Below are 13601 nucleotides of genomic sequence, written 5' to 3' on the forward strand. Positions count from 1 at the left end.
CCGTTCCGCGCGGTCCGTTTGAGCGGCGCGCCCTCAAGATGTGTCGCGCAGTTAAGGGGCGAAGTCCAGCCGCATCAGGAGCGCCGTCGCCGGCGCGGCGCCTTCCTTGCGGTAATAGGCTTTCCGTTCGGCGATTTGATGAAAGCCGGCCGCGGCGTAAAGCGCCTTCGCCGCCGCGTTCGAGGCCTCGACCTCGAGGAACAGCTTCGCGCAGAATCGCGCGCGAAGGCGCGGCAGATGCGCGCGCAGCAGCGCGGCCCCGAGGCCGGCGCGGCGGCGCTCGGGCGCGACGGCGATGGTGAGAATCTCGGCCTCGTCGGCGGCGACGCGCGACAGGAGCATGCCGCAAAGCCGGCCGTCCGGCTCGACGGCGGCGTCGGCGCCGTCGGCCACGACCTCGGCCGTGGTCAGAAGCTGCTCGAAATCCGCTTCGCCCCAGAAAAACGCGAAGCTGCGTTCGTGCAGGCGCGCGCAGTCGGCCGCGCGCTCCGAGCCGATCGGGCGCAGGGCCGGCGCGACGCGCGCGAACATCCTGTGCATCGACTGGCTCATCGAGGCGCCGAGCCCGCGCACGCCGCCCGCGCCGGCGACGCCCGCGCGACTCTTGTCGGACGCCGGCCCGGTCACGGCGCGGCGCTCTCCGGCGCGGCGTCGGGCTCAGAGCCTCGGGCCTCAAAGCCCCGGCTGCGCCGCTCAAAACCTCGGGCTGCGCCGGGCTGGGGCTTGGCGTCGGCGGCCTTCAGATAGAGCGGGCGCGGCGGCGCGAGCGCGGGGTCGGCGAGCAGGCCGAGCCTTGCGACGAAGCGGACGTCGGGCGCGAGCACGCCATGCACGGCCGCGGCCGGCGCGCCGCGCCGCTCGAGCTCGACGCCGAGCAGCTCGGCGCCGAGCCCACGACGCGCACCAGCGGCTCGATCTCGCCCGTCTCTGGGCCGAGCCCGAGGCCATGGCGGCGCAGCGCGGCGTCGGCCGCGGCGAGTTCGGCCGCGGCCGCGGCGAGCGGCGCGAGGCGCGGCGGCGACAGCGCCCGCCCGCCCGGCTCGAATCCGGCGAAATAGATCTGGCCGTGGCGCGCGTCGATGGCCACCGCGACGATCTCGGGGCGGCGCTCCATGATGAGGGGCGCGGCGAGCGCCGCGAGCGTCGAGACGCCGACCACCGGAATGTCGCAGGCGAGGCCGATGGCGCGCGCCGCCGCGAGGCCGACGCGCAGGCCGGTGAAGGAGCCGGGCCCGACCGAGACCGCGACGCGCGCGAGCGCCGGAAAACCGCCCTCGACGCGGGCCATGACGCGGTCGACGAGCGGCAGCAGGGCCTCGGCGTGGCCGCGCTCCATCGGCAGGCTCTCGACCGATTCGAAGAGATCGGCCGCGTCGTCATAGACGCAGGCCGAGGCCGCCCGCAGGGCGGTGTCGACGGCGAGGATCTTCATGAGGCGCGGCTCCGCGGGGCGGGGCCCTGGTCCCGCGCCCCCGCCGTCGCGGAACGTTCAGACGGATTCGACGGCCCTGACATCCGGCACATAATGTTGGAGGAGATTCTGCACGCCGTGCTTGAGCGTCGCCGTCGAGGACGGGCAGCCCGAGCACGAGCCCTTCATGGCGAGATAGACGGTGCCGTCGCGGAAGCCGCGGAAGCGGATGTCGCCGCCGTCATTGGCGACCGCCGGGCGCACATGGGTCTCGATCAGCTGCTTGATGGCGTCGACGGTCTCGGCGTCTTCGGCCGCGAAGAACTCGGGCTCGGCGTCTTCGGCCGAGACCTGCGCCTCGGGGGTCAGCAGCGGCTCGCCCGACAGATAATGCTCCATGATCGCGCCGAGCGCCGCGGGCTTCAGCTCGCTCCAGTCCTCGCCGTCGCTCGTCACCGAGATGAAGTCGCGGCCGAAGAACACGCCCCTGACGCCGCCGAGGGCGAACAGCCGCTCGGCGAGCGGCGACTGGCGCGCGCCGGCGGGGTCGCGCATGTCGAGCGTGCCGGCGCTCATCACCGGGCGCCCGGGCAGGAATTTCAGCGTCGCGGGGTTGGGGGTCGATTCGGTTTCAATGAACATCGGTCTCTCCGAACGTCCGGTTCAAGGCCGGAGCTCTCGCGCGGACGCCGGCGCGGACGGGAGTCGTCCGGTCGGCGGAGTCGCGCCTCGTCAGGGCCCGGAGGCGGCGCGTCGGCGTCGGCCCGGGGCGCGGCCCGCTTTGGTCATGAGCCGGCGGCGCCAGGGAAAGATAAGCGTTCGCAACGCGCAAAGCGAGCCCGACGCGGGGCGCGGAGGCGCGGATACGGGAAGGAACGTCTGGAAATTTGGGGCGCGGCCCGCCTTTGGCGGAAATCTAGCGGACGATGACGCGCTCGGGGCCTTCGTTGAGGCGCAGCCGGCCGGACATGGGCGCGAGCCCCGACGCCGGCGCCGCGGACTCGCCCGCGTTGACGCGCATCGCGTTGTGCTCGCCCGGAACGTCGGAGAGCGAGCCGCGCCGCGCGCCGAACCCGACGCGGACATGGCCGCCGACCCACATGCAGGCCGAGCCTTCGGCCGTCGCGGCGTAGCCCGGGCCATATTCGGCCTCGCACCGGCTGAAGCCGCGCTTCTCCTCTCCGGCGTGCGCCGCGCCGGCGCAGGCGAGCAGTCCGGCGCAGAGGCCGGCGGTCAGCAGGAGTTTGGCATCGCGCGCGGTCATGAAAGGTCCTGCGGTTTCGCCCAAGGTCGAGCCGTCTCCGAATTCTTCCTACTTTGAGGCGATTTGATGGTCCGTTAACGAAAGCGCGGCTATTTCCGCCCGAGCGCGCGTCTTTCGCGCCACAGCGGCGCGCCGCATTTCCGCCATGTTTTGCGCAGGGCGGGGCAGGGAGCGTTGCGCGCGGCCTATGCGCCCGGCGGCCCGCCCGCGCCCCAGTCGCCGAGCGTCGCCTGCGTCAGCGCGAGCGCCGCCACCGCCGCCGTGTCGGCGCGCAGGACGCGCGGCCCGAGCGAGATCCGCACCGCCTGCGGCAGGGCGAGCAGCGCCGCCCGCTCCTCGTCGGCGAAGCCGCCCTCGGGGCCGATCAGCACGGCGAGCTTCGGGACTTCGCCCGAAGCGCGTTCGCGCGCGCCTTCCGCGCCGGCGAGGCGCCGCGCCGCCGCCCGCAGGGCTCCCGCGGCGTCATGGGCGTCGGCGTCCTCGTCGCAGAACACCAGCAGGCGGTCCGGCGGCCAGTCGGACAGGACGTCGCCGAGGCGGCGCGGCGGCGCGATTTCGGGAATGGACAGGACGCCGCATTGTTCGGCGGCCTCGACGGCGTTCGCTTTCATGCGCTCCAGATTGACCCGCTCGGCTTGCGTGCGCCTTGTCAGCACCGGCCGCAGCCCGCCCGCGCCCATCTCGACCGCCTTCTGGACCATATAGTCGAGCCGGGCGTGCTTGAGCGGCGCGAAAAGATAATGCAGCGACGGCGCCGCCGGCTGGGCGCGCAGGCGCTCCAGGGCTTCGAGCGCCGCGCCCCTGCGGCCCTCGGCCGCAAGGCGCGTGCGCCATTCGCCGTCGGCCCCGTTGAAGGCCAGCGTCTCGTCGCCGTCGCGCAGGCGCAGCGCGTTGCGCAGGTAATTGACCTGGCCGGGCGCGAGCGCGACCCGCGCGCCGGCGCAAAGCGGGGCCTCGACATAAAGGCGCGGCGCGGAAAAATCGTAGCGGGCCATCTCGAATCCTGACGGCCGCGGAACGGGCCTCGAGGGGCCGCGGCCGGCCCGGCTTGCGCGTAACCCTGCGTCTTTGCTATTGAGCGGCCTGCGGAAGGCCGCACGCGCCGCGCGCAAAGGCGCGGCCCGGCGCGGTCGACGGGCGCGGCCGCGGCGCCAGCGACGCGAAAGGCTCCTGACGATGATGGCGAATAAACGTCTTCGCGACGGCCGTAAAGCGCGCCGGCCGGTTTTCGGCGGCCTCGCCCTCGCCCTCGCCCTCGCGCCGCTCCTTGCGGCGCAGGCGCGCGCGATGGACTGCAACGCGGACATCGCCGCCCTCACCAAGAAGCGCCAGGGCGTGATCGACCAGCTCAACGCCATCGCCAAGGGCAACAAGGGCCAGCTCGACCCTGTCGCGGCCTGCCCCAAGCTCAAGACCCTCGTCGCCGTCGAGCGGCAGCTTGCGGATTATTTCACCAAGAACAAGGACTGGTGCAACGTCCCCGACAACGCCGTCGAGAACATCTCGCAGAGCGCCCAGAAGTCGAGTTCGGTCGCCAATCAGGCGTGCAAGATCGCCGTGCAGATGAAGCGGGCGCAGGAGCAGCAGGCGACCGGCGGGGGCCTGCCGCCGGCGCAGAAGCTGCCGACCGGCCCGCTCTAGACGGGAGCGCGGCGTGACGCCGACCGAAGGCGCGCCGGCGCCGCTGCCCGACGCCGTCGAAGATCCGCTGCTCTTCCGGCTCGCGCCGAAATCCTGGGCGCCCTATCTCCAGCTCGCCCGTCTCGACCGGCCGATCGGCTGGCAGCTTCTGCTGCTGCCCTGCTGGCAGTCGAGCGCGCTGGCCAGCGCCTCGGCCGGCGCCGCGCCGCGCTGGGCGGATTTCGCCCTGTTCTTCGTCGGCGCGATCGCCATGCGCGGGGCGGGCTCGACCTATAACGACATCGTCGACCGCGACATCGACGCGCGCGTCGAGCGCACGCGCGCGCGCCCGATCCCGGCGGGCCGGGTCTCGACGAAGGCGGCCGCCGCCTTTCTCGCCCTGCAGTGTCTGGTCGGGCTCTGCGCGCTTTTGAGCTTCAACGGCTTTGCGATCGCGCTCGGCTTCGCCTCGCTTGCGATCGTCGCGGCCTATCCGTTCATGAAACGCGTGACCTTCTGGCCGCAGGCGACGCTCGGCGCGGCCTTCGCCTGGGGCGCGCTGATGGGCTGGGCGGCGGCGTTCGGCGCGCTCGCGCCGGCGCCCGTCCTGCTCTACGCCGGCGCGATCTGCTGGATCATCGGCTATGACACCATCTACGCCCTGCAGGACGTGAAAGACGACGCCGTGATCGGCGTCGGCTCGACCGCGCGGCTGTTCGGCGACCGCGTGGTCGAGGCGGTCGGGGCTTTTTACGCGGCGGCCGTTCTGCTGGCGGGCGGCGCGCTCTACGCCGCCGGCGTCGGCGGCTTCGCGGCGCTGGGGCTGTGCGCCTACGGGGCGCATCTCGGCTGGCAGGTCGTCCAGCTGAAAAAGGGCGGCGGCGCGCAGGCGCCGGGCGCGCTGGCGCTGTCCCTGTTCCGCTCCAACCGCGACGCGGGCGCGCATCTGGCGCTGGGCCTGATCGCCGAGGCGGCGAGCCGCGCGCTCGCCGGCGGCTGAGGCCGCGTCCGCACGCTCGCGCTTCGCCGGCGCGGCCTAAAAATAGTTTTCGAGAGAAATCGGCGCGAAGCCCGCGCGCTCCATCTCGACGACGAAGGCGACCGAGCGTGCGATCAGCCGGTCGCGCCGCGAAATGCCCGTGAGCTCGGCGTTGGGAGAGGCGACGATCTCGCAGATCTCGGCGCCCCTGGCGACCGCCGCGCCGTCGCGGGCGATGCCGCGCACGCGGCCGGAGCAGGGCGCAATCGCCGGCGTCGCGCCGACCACGCCGACGACGTCGCCGATCAGCACGCCGTCGCCGATCAGCTTCTGGCCCTTGAACATCCCATGGACCGGCGCGAGCGCGAGCCGTCCGTCGGCGAAGCGCCGGTCGATCTCGGAGTCGCCGCCTTCGAGCGGGCCCTGGCGGATGACGCCGCCGGGATCGCGCGCGCCGATGTCGATCAGCACGTCGCAATTGGCGCCGGCCACATAGCGCGGCCCGAGACCGATGGTGAGGTCGGCGAGGTGGCGCAGCCGTTCGGCCGGCAGCGTTTCGTCGGACCGGGCGTCGACGATGATGTCCCACGGCCAGCGCGTGCTCACGTCGTCGAAGGCGTGCCACAGGATCGGCACGGCGACGCCGCTCTTGAGCGAGGCCAGGAAGTCGCGGGTCTTGTCGGCGCGGCGCGCCTCGACGCCTTCAAACGCATAGGCGCCGTCGAACCAGGCGTCGGCGAAGGACATCCGGCGGCGGATGGTCTGCGGCGGCGAAGGCTGGTGGATCGCCACCGCATGGCCGGCGAGATGAAGCTTGCGCGCGACTGCTGACGCAAGCTCGTCCATGCCGAGCACCAATATTGAGGCGTCCTCGCTCATATGCCGGTCTCTGGAGAAGTCGACGCGGATTTTGGCAGCAACGCGTGAGGATTGCAACAGTTCGCCTTAGAACAATCGTCGCGGCGCCATGTTTTTGAGCGATTACAAACTGCCGCGAGGCCCGCCGCCGCTGCGCGAATCTAGGCCGTGACGCGGTCGCGCGCGCCGATCCAGGCTTCGAGATCGCGCGCCGCGCGCGCGCCGAGCGCGGCTTTCCTCAGCGCCGCCTTCTGCGCGCCGCGCAGACGCCGGCCCTCCGTGCGCGGCAGGGCCTCGTCGAGCGGCGGAAACAGGCCGAAATTGACGTTCATCGGCTGGAACGAGCGCGGCCCGGCGTCGATCGTCACGACATGGCCGGCGACGATATGGTTCAGCAGCGCGCCGAGCGCGGTCGTCGCCGGCGGCGGCGAAAAGCTTTCGCCGCGCCGCTCGGCCGCCGCCATGCGCCCGACCATCAGCCCGACCGCGGCGCTCTCGACATAGCCTTCGCAGCCGGTGATCTGGCCGGCGAAGCGCAGCCGCGGCTGCGCCTTGAGCCTGAACTGCGCGTCGAGCAGCTTCGGCGAATTGAGAAAAGTGTTGCGGTGCAGCCCGCCGAGCCGCGCGAATTCGGCCCGCTCAAGCCCGGGAATGGTCCGAAACAGCTCGACCTGCGCGCCATGCTTCAGCTTGGTCTGGCAGCCGACCATATTATAAAGCGTGCCGAGCGCATTGTCCTGCCGCAGCTGGACCACCGCGTAGGGCTTGACCGTCGGGTCATGCGGGTTGGTGAGGCCGACCGGCTTGAACGGGCCGTGCCGCAGCGTCTCGGGGCCGCGCTCGGCCATCACCTCGATCGGCAGGCAGCCGTCGAAATAGGGCGTCGTCTCGAACGCCTTGAATTGCGTCTTCTCGCCGGCGATCAGCGCGTCGACCAGGGCGTGATACTGCTCGCGGGAGAGCGGGCAGTTGACATAGTCGGCGCCCGTGCCGCCAGGGCCCGCCTTGTCGTAGCGCGACTGCATCCAGGCCGTGCCCATGTCGATCGTGTCGAAATGCACGACCGGCGCGATGGCGTCGAAAAAGGCGAGCCCTTCCTCGCCGGTCAGCGTCGCGACCGCCTCGGCGAGCCCCGCCGAGGTGAGGGGCCCCGTCGCCACGATCACGCTGTCCCAGTCGTCGGGCGGAAGCCCCTCGACCTCCTCAAGCCTGATCTCGACCCGCGGCTCGGCCTCGAGCGCCGCCGTCACCTCGCGCGAAAATCCGTCGCGGTCGACGGCGAGCGCGCCGCCCGCGGGCAGCTTGTTGGCGTCGGCGCAGGCCATGACCAGCGAGCCGAGGCGGCGCATTTCGCGATGCAGCACGCCGACGGCCGAGGCCGCCGGATCGTCGGCGCGAAACGAGTTCGAGCAGACGAGCTCAGCGAAGCCGCCGGTGCGATGCGCCGGCGTCTGGCGCGCCGGGCGCATCTCATGCAGCACGACGCGGACGCCGGCCCTGGCGAGCTGCCAGGCGGCCTCCGAGCCGGCGAGGCCGGCGCCGACGATATGGACGGGATGTTCGCTCATGCGGGCTATGTAGGGCGAGTTTCTCCTCAGGTCACGACAATATGGCCGGCGAGCCCCGCCGCGCAGCGCGCCGGCGTGAGCGACAGCAGCGCCCAGCGGCCGGGCGCGCCGGCCGCGAAGGCGACGCGCTTCGTGCGGCCGGGCGGCACCAGCACGCAGTCGCGCCAATAGGGCTCCCAGCCGTCGTCGAGATCGTGCAGCAGGCGCATGTGATGCCCGCGCAGATGGATCTGCTGCGCGAGCGGGCTCCGGTTGACGAGCGCGAGCGTGGCCGGGGCGCCGCTTTTCAGCGTCAGCACGGGCTTCGCCGCGAAGGGCGCGTCGAGCGCGCCGTTGACGCGCCACAGCAGCGGCGTTCCGTCCGGCGCGCGGCCGGGCGTCGCGGCGGGTTCGATCACGAAATCGGCCCGCTTCGCCGCCTCGAGCTTTATGCGCGCAGGGAGCAGGGGGTCGAGGGGCAGGGACGGGACGGGCGGGCGGGCCGGCAGGGGCTCGCCTTCGGCCCTGAGGCTGACGAGGGGCGCCTGCGCGCCGTCCTCGGTCTTCATGAGGACGCGCGCCGTCTCGCCCGCGCCCGGCATGTCGAAAAAAATGTCGAAGCGGGCGCCGGGGCCGACCGGGATCGAGCGGCGCGCCGGCTCGAAGGCGGCGTTGGCCGGAACGCCGTCGACCGCGACGACCATCGGCTTCGTCCCCTCGAACGCCGCCACGAAGACGCGCGCGGCGGCCATCGAGACGAGCCGCAGCCGGACGCGGGCGTTGGGCCTGGCTGAAAATTCGAGCGGGGCCGGCGCGCCTTCGACCGTGACGAGCCGTTCGCCCGCGCCCGCCGCCGCCTCGGGCCCTGGCGAAAAATCCGGGTCGAGCCCGCCGCCCGCGGCGAGGCGCCAGTCCGCGACGACCGCGACCAGCTCGCGGTCGGCCTGCGGCGGCGCGTCTTCGTCGACGATGAACGCGCCATAGAGGCCGCGGCCGAGCTGCTCGGCCGCCGTCGGCGCGAACAGCGGCCTGTAGGCGAACAGCCCGGCGCGGCGCGGCGTGAAGGAAAGGTCGAAGGCGTCTCCCGGCGCGATCGGCTTTTGCGTCAGCGGCGCGACGCCGTCCTGCGGATTGGGAAGCGCGAGGCCCAGAAAGCCGAAGCTCGCCGGCTGCGCGAGGGCGTTGGCGAAGGCGAGCCTCATCGGCGCGCCGGCCCTTGCGCGCAACAGCGGGGCGGGCGTCGCGCCGTTGAAGGCGAAGGCCTCGATCTCGGGCCCGGGCGCGGGGCCAAGGCGCAGCCTCTGCGGCCGGGCTTCGAGCCGCGCGGCGCTTTCGGGCGCGGCGCGCGCCTCGAACAGGGCGAGAGAGAGGCCGGCCCCGAGAAGGAGGCCGCGGCGGCTGAGCTCGGTCATCGGCGTTCCGGGAGCGCTGGCGGGGCGGGGGCGCGGAAAAATGCGCGCCGGCGATTCTTGCCGGCCCGCGGCGCGATTGCCAACCCCGGGCTGCGGCCGTAAAACACGATTTTTGGTGCGCCGGGAACCGGCGATTGCTATAGAGCGCTCCCCATGGCCCGCCTCGCACGCGGGCGCGCGGGCGTGGCGGAACTGGCAGACGCGCCGGATTTAGGTTCCGGTGGTGAAAATCGTGGGGGTTCAAGTCCCTCCGCCCGCACCATTTTCAACCCGTTCGATCGAGGGCCGCGGCGAGGGCCGCGCAGGCGATAAAGAGGAAAAGGCTGGTCAGACGATGCAAGTTACGGAAACCCTTTCGCAGGGCCTGAAGCGCGAGTTCCAGGTCGTGCTTCCCGCGGCCGACCTCGCGAGCCGCCTCGACAGCCAGCTCGCCGAGATCCGGGCGAAGGCCCGCATCAACGGGTTCCGTCCGGGCAAGGCGCCGATCTCCTTCCTGAAGAAGCTTTACGGCCGCTCGGTGATGGCCGAGGTGGTGCAGGAGGCCGTCAACGAGGCGCATCGCAAGATCGTCGAGGACAATGCGCTGCGTCCCGCCGCCGAGCCGAAGATCGACTTTCCCGGCGCGCAGGACGATCTCGAGAAGGCGTTCGACGCCAAGGGCGACTTCGCCTTCACCGTGGCGCTCGAAGTGCTGCCGAAGATCGAGGTCGGCGCGCTCGACGACGTCGAGATCGAGCGTCTCGTCGCCGTCGCCGAGGAGGCCGAGGTCGAGGTGGTGCTGAACCGCCTCGCCGAACAGGCGCGCCCCTATCAGCCGAAGGCCGAGGGCGCCTTCGCCGAAATGGGCGACAAGGCGACGATCGACTTCGTCGGCAAGCTCGACGGCGAGGCTTTCGAGGGCGGCTCGGGCGAGGGCGTCGACCTCGTGCTCGGCTCCGGCAGCTTCATCCCCGGCTTCGAGGAGCAGATCGAGGGCCTCATCGTCGGCAACTGGCGCACGGTCGCGGTCACCTTCCCGGCCGATTATTCGGCCGCCCATCTCGCCGGCAAGCCGGCCACGTTCGACGTGACGCTGAAGGCGCTGGCCGCGCCGGGCGCGACGACGCTCGACGACGAGTTCGCCAAGACCTACGGCTTCGAGGGGCTCGACGGCCTGAAGGACTCGATCAGGACCAACATCGAGCGCGACTACGCCGCCGCCTCGCGCCGCAAGTGGAAGCGCGCCCTGCTCGACGCGCTCGACAGGAAATACGCCTTCGACCTGCCGGAAGGGCTCGTCGGGCGCGAGTTCGAGACCATCTGGCGCCAGGTCGAGGCCGAGCAGGCGGCCTCCGGCCGCACCTATGAGGACGAGGGCACGACCGAGGAGGCGGCCAAGGCCGACTATCGCAAGATCGCCGAGCGGCGCGTGCGGCTCGGGCTGCTGCTCGCCGACATCGGCGACGCCGCCGGGGTCAAGGTCGAGGACCAGGAGGTCGGCCAGGCGCTCGTCGAGCGGGCCCGCTCCTTCCCCGGCCAGGAGAAGATGATCTGGGATTACTACCGCAAGAATCCGGCGGCGCTCGCCGAGATCCGCGCGCCGCTTTACGAGGAAAAGGTCGTCGACCACATCCTGACCCTCGTCAAGGTGACCGACCGGACCGTGCCCAAGGACGAGCTGCTCGCGCCCGAGCCCGACGAGGACGAAGCGGCGAAGCCCGCCGCCGCCGAGACGCAGGCCCAGGACGCCTGACGGATCGGGACGCCTGACGGATCGGGACGCCTGACGGCTGGCGGCGCCTGAGGGCTGGCGGCGCGGCCGGGGCCTGCGTCCCGGCTGGACCGGAACTTGCGTCGCGGCCGGCGCTCCTTATCTCAGGGGCCGGACGGCCCTTGCGCAGATCGAGGCGGGCGCCGCGGACAGCGGCGCCCGCTTTGCTTTGGGCGGCCCGCGACGGGCCGGGCCGGAGAGACTTGGCGGGGCGCGGCGTTTCGATATGCTGCGCCCATTCACGGCGGCCGAAAGGCCGCGGACGCCCGCCGGACGGCCGCAATGGCCGCCCCGCCGCGGCGGCGCCCGCCCGCCGCTTCAAGGGACATGAGGCGCAAGGACATGACGCGTATGCGCGACCGCGATCCGATCGAAGTCTACAACAGCTACCTGATTCCCCAGGTCATCGAGAACACGAGCCGCGGCGAGCGCGGCTTCGACATCTATTCGCGGCTCCTGCGCGAACGCATCATCTTCCTGACCGGCCCGGTCGAGGACCACATGGCCTCGGTGATCATCGCGCAGCTGCTCTTCCTCGAGGCCGAGAACCCCAAGAAAGAGATCGCGATGTACATCAACTCGCCGGGCGGCGTCGTCACGGCGGGCCTCGCGATCTACGACACCATGCAGTTCATCCGGCCGAAGGTCTCGACGCTCTGCGTCGGCCAGGCGGCGTCGATGGGCTCGCTGCTTCTGTGCGCCGGCGAGGCCGGCCAGCGTTTCGCGCTGCCGAACGCGCGCATCATGGTGCATCAGCCGTCCGGCGGCTTCCAGGGCCAGGCCTCCGACATCCTGCGCCACGCCGAGGACATCATGAAGGTCAAGCGCCGGCTCAACGAAATCTACGTCAGGCACACCGGCCGCGACTACGACACGATCGAGAGCACCCTCGACCGCGACCATTTCATGTCGTCCGAAGAGGCGAAGGACTTCGGCATCGTCGACCAGGTGATCACCCAGCGCCCCGACGACGCGGCGGAGCAGCGCAAATCGGCCTGACCGGGCGATCCTGTCACAAGCCGGACCGCGCGCCGCGCGGTCCGGGCGCCGTTCCGTTCCTTTTCGTCCCGCCTTCCTCCCGCCGCGCCGCCTCCCCGCCTCCGCGGCGATCCGCCGCGGCGGGGCGCGCGCCCCTCTGGCGGGTCGGCTTTGGGGCCGGGCCGCAGGCGCCGGCGGACGCGGCGCCGCTGGCGACGGCGCGATCCTTGCTTATATTCCCTTCCAGAATCGGCGGCCTGAGAGTGGCGGCCTGAAACGGCGGCCGGCGCCGGACGCCGAAGGAGAAACCAAATTGGACGCCGGGGTGAAGGTCAGGCCAAGAGGCCTGGCGCCTTGAAGCGGGATCTCGGCCAGGGCGATGTCCGGTTTTTCGCCCGGCTGCGTCGATTTGACGCGTCCTGTCGTCGTTGCGCGCCGGACGCGTCGTCGCCCCGGCGCGTTTTTCCGGGCCTTGCGTCCATGACGGGAACATGATTGCATTTCGTTTCGGGTCGCTATCGGGGGAGAACGAGGCCAAAAAAGGACGGCGGTCCGCCTTGGCGGCCGTTGCGCCGGACGACGCGCCGCAGGGCCGGGCTCAGGCCAGTCTCCGCGGCGTCCTCATCAGCACAGCCGGGCGTCGCGCGAGATCCCGGCCGATCGGAGACTATCCATGACCAAGGTTGGCGGCGGCGACGCGAAAAACACGCTCTACTGTTCGTTCTGCGGCAAGAGCCAGCATGAAGTCCGCAAGCTCATCGCCGGCCCGACCGTGTTCATCTGCGACGAATGCGTCGAACTGTGCATGGACATCATCCGCGAGGAGAACAAATCCTCGCTGGTGAAAAGCCGCGACGGCATTCCGACCCCGCGCGAGATCTGCAAGGTCCTCGACGACTATGTCATCGGCCAGCCCCAGGCCAAGCGCGTGCTCTCGGTCGCCGTGCACAACCACTACAAGCGGCTGAACCACGCGACCAAGCACAACGACGTCGAGCTCGCCAAGTCGAACATCCTGCTGATCGGCCCGACGGGCTCGGGCAAGACCCTGCTCGCCCAGACGCTCGCGCGCATCCTCGACGTGCCCTTCACCATGGCCGACGCCACCACGCTGACCGAGGCCGGCTACGTCGGCGAGGACGTCGAGAACATCATCCTGAAGCTGCTGCAGGCCTCCGACTATAATGTCGAGCGGGCGCAGCGCGGCATCGTCTACATCGACGAGATCGACAAGATCTCGCGCAAGTCCGACAATCCGTCGATCACGCGCGACGTCTCGGGCGAGGGCGTGCAGCAGGCGCTGCTCAAGATCATGGAGGGCACGGTCGCGTCGGTGCCGCCGCAAGGCGGGCGCAAGCATCCGCAGCAAGAATTCCTGCAGGTCGACACGACCAACATCCTGTTCATCTGCGGCGGCGCTTTCGCCGGGCTCGAAAAGATCATCTCCATGCGCGGCAAGGGCACCTCGATCGGCTTCGGCGCGACCGTCCAGGCGCCCGACGACCGCCGCACCGGCGAGGTGTTCCGCAAGGTCGAGCCCGAGGATCTGCTGAAGTTCGGCCTGATCCCCGAGTTCGTCGGCCGCCTGCCGGTGATCGCCACGCTCGAGGACCTCGACGAGGAGGCGCTGAAGAAGATCCTGACCGAGCCGAAGAACGCGCTCGTCAAGCAGTACCAGCGCCTGTTCGAGATGGAGAACACCGAGCTCACCTTCCAGGAGGAGGCGCTGAACGTTGTCGCCAAGAAGGCGATCGAGCGGCGCACCGGCGCGCGCGGCCTGCG

Annotated in this window: 13 protein-coding genes and 1 tRNA gene; 6 read left to right on the forward strand and 8 right to left on the reverse strand. The window is 71.3% G+C overall.

Annotated elements, in window-relative coordinates; translation table 11 throughout:
* Positions 1–51: 51 nt before the first annotated feature.
* From ACILRB_RS13620 to ACILRB_RS13640, 5 genes are all read right to left on the reverse strand, one after another.
* The gene (locus tag ACILRB_RS13620; RefSeq protein ID WP_395666837.1) at positions 52–627 is read right to left on the reverse strand and encodes a GNAT family N-acetyltransferase; all 576 of its coding nucleotides are present in this window, start codon (positions 625–627) and stop codon (positions 52–54) included.
* A 112-nt stretch (positions 628–739) separates the two neighbouring features.
* Entirely contained in the window at positions 740–1432 is a 693-nt protein-coding gene (tsaB, locus tag ACILRB_RS13625) for a tRNA (adenosine(37)-N6)-threonylcarbamoyltransferase complex dimerization subunit type 1 TsaB (RefSeq protein WP_395666838.1), read from the reverse strand.
* A gap of 57 nt (positions 1433–1489) precedes the next feature.
* A complete protein-coding gene (locus tag ACILRB_RS13630) occupies positions 1490–2053 on the reverse strand; it encodes a NifU family protein (protein WP_395666839.1) in 564 nt (187 codons plus the stop codon).
* 274 nt (positions 2054–2327) lie between these two features.
* Positions 2328–2675, reverse strand: a complete 348-nt coding sequence (locus ACILRB_RS13635; RefSeq protein WP_395666840.1) for a hypothetical protein — start codon at positions 2673–2675, stop codon at positions 2328–2330.
* A 185-nt stretch (positions 2676–2860) separates the two neighbouring features.
* The gene (locus tag ACILRB_RS13640; RefSeq protein ID WP_395666841.1) at positions 2861–3670 is read right to left on the reverse strand and encodes a 16S rRNA (uracil(1498)-N(3))-methyltransferase; all 810 of its coding nucleotides are present in this window, start codon (positions 3668–3670) and stop codon (positions 2861–2863) included.
* A gap of 184 nt (positions 3671–3854) precedes the next feature.
* Here ACILRB_RS13640 and ACILRB_RS13645 point away from each other — a divergent pair, with 184 nt between their 5' ends.
* Together ACILRB_RS13645 and ubiA are read left to right on the forward strand one after the other, a co-directional pair.
* Positions 3855–4316, forward strand: coding sequence for a hypothetical protein (locus tag ACILRB_RS13645; protein WP_395666842.1), 462 nt, complete (start codon positions 3855–3857; stop codon positions 4314–4316).
* Between the two features lie 13 nt (positions 4317–4329).
* Complete coding sequence (ubiA, locus tag ACILRB_RS13650) at positions 4330–5295, forward strand: 4-hydroxybenzoate octaprenyltransferase (RefSeq protein WP_395666843.1); 966 nt, start codon at positions 4330–4332, stop codon at positions 5293–5295.
* 36 nt (positions 5296–5331) lie between these two features.
* Here the strand turns inward: ubiA and ACILRB_RS13655 are convergent, their stop codons facing one another.
* From ACILRB_RS13655 to ACILRB_RS13665, 3 genes are all read right to left on the reverse strand, one after another.
* Positions 5332–6153 carry a hypothetical protein gene (locus tag ACILRB_RS13655; protein WP_395666844.1) on the reverse strand — a complete coding sequence of 274 codons (822 nt, stop codon included), beginning with the start codon at positions 6151–6153 and terminating at the stop codon, positions 5332–5334.
* 140 nt (positions 6154–6293) lie between these two features.
* Complete coding sequence (gene trmFO / locus ACILRB_RS13660; protein WP_395666845.1) at positions 6294–7700, reverse strand: methylenetetrahydrofolate--tRNA-(uracil(54)-C(5))-methyltransferase (FADH(2)-oxidizing) TrmFO; 1407 nt, start codon at positions 7698–7700, stop codon at positions 6294–6296.
* A 26-nt stretch (positions 7701–7726) separates the two neighbouring features.
* Entirely contained in the window at positions 7727–9091 is a 1365-nt protein-coding gene (locus ACILRB_RS13665) for a multicopper oxidase family protein (RefSeq protein WP_395666846.1), read from the reverse strand.
* A 177-nt stretch (positions 9092–9268) separates the two neighbouring features.
* Here ACILRB_RS13665 and ACILRB_RS13670 point away from each other — a divergent pair.
* From ACILRB_RS13670 to clpX, 4 genes are all read left to right on the forward strand, one after another.
* Positions 9269–9353, forward strand: a tRNA-Leu gene (locus tag ACILRB_RS13670).
* 72 nt (positions 9354–9425) lie between these two features.
* Positions 9426–10823 (forward strand): trigger factor, encoded by a 1398-nt coding sequence (gene tig, locus ACILRB_RS13675; protein WP_395666847.1) that lies wholly within the window; start codon positions 9426–9428, stop codon positions 10821–10823.
* Between the two features lie 369 nt (positions 10824–11192).
* Positions 11193–11840 carry an ATP-dependent Clp protease proteolytic subunit gene (locus tag ACILRB_RS13680; RefSeq protein WP_395666849.1) on the forward strand — a complete coding sequence of 216 codons (648 nt, stop codon included), beginning with the start codon at positions 11193–11195 and terminating at the stop codon, positions 11838–11840.
* A 652-nt stretch (positions 11841–12492) separates the two neighbouring features.
* Positions 12493–13601 (forward strand): ATP-dependent Clp protease ATP-binding subunit ClpX (gene clpX, locus ACILRB_RS13685; protein ID WP_395666848.1); only part of this gene is annotated, 1109 nt, incomplete at its 3' end.

It is taken from the genome of Methylocella sp., assembly GCF_044226135.1.
Taxonomy (GTDB): domain Bacteria; phylum Pseudomonadota; class Alphaproteobacteria; order Rhizobiales; family Beijerinckiaceae; genus Methylocapsa.

What these genes read in the sequence shown, in the direction of transcription:
- tsaB (WP_395666838.1), bottom strand. Translation starts at nt 1,432, where the DNA reads ATGAAGATCCTCGCCGTCGACACCGCCCTGCGGGCGGCCTCGGCCTGC.
- ACILRB_RS13630 (WP_395666839.1), bottom strand. Translation starts at nt 2,053, where the DNA reads ATGTTCATTGAAACCGAATCGACCCCCAACCCCGCGACGCTGAAATTC.
- ACILRB_RS13635 (WP_395666840.1), bottom strand. Translation starts at nt 2,675, where the DNA reads ATGACCGCGCGCGATGCCAAACTCCTGCTGACCGCCGGCCTCTGCGCC.
- ACILRB_RS13640 (WP_395666841.1), bottom strand. Translation starts at nt 3,670, where the DNA reads ATGGCCCGCTACGATTTTTCCGCGCCGCGCCTTTATGTCGAGGCCCCG.
- ACILRB_RS13645 (WP_395666842.1), top strand. Translation starts at nt 3,855, where the DNA reads ATGGCGAATAAACGTCTTCGCGACGGCCGTAAAGCGCGCCGGCCGGTT.
- ACILRB_RS13655 (WP_395666844.1), bottom strand. Translation starts at nt 6,153, where the DNA reads ATGAGCGAGGACGCCTCAATATTGGTGCTCGGCATGGACGAGCTTGCG.
- trmFO (WP_395666845.1), bottom strand. Translation starts at nt 7,700, where the DNA reads ATGAGCGAACATCCCGTCCATATCGTCGGCGCCGGCCTCGCCGGCTCG.
- ACILRB_RS13665 (WP_395666846.1), bottom strand. Translation starts at nt 9,091, where the DNA reads ATGACCGAGCTCAGCCGCCGCGGCCTCCTTCTCGGGGCCGGCCTCTCT.
- tig (WP_395666847.1), top strand. Translation starts at nt 9,426, where the DNA reads ATGCAAGTTACGGAAACCCTTTCGCAGGGCCTGAAGCGCGAGTTCCAG.
- ACILRB_RS13680 (WP_395666849.1), top strand. Translation starts at nt 11,193, where the DNA reads ATGCGCGACCGCGATCCGATCGAAGTCTACAACAGCTACCTGATTCCC.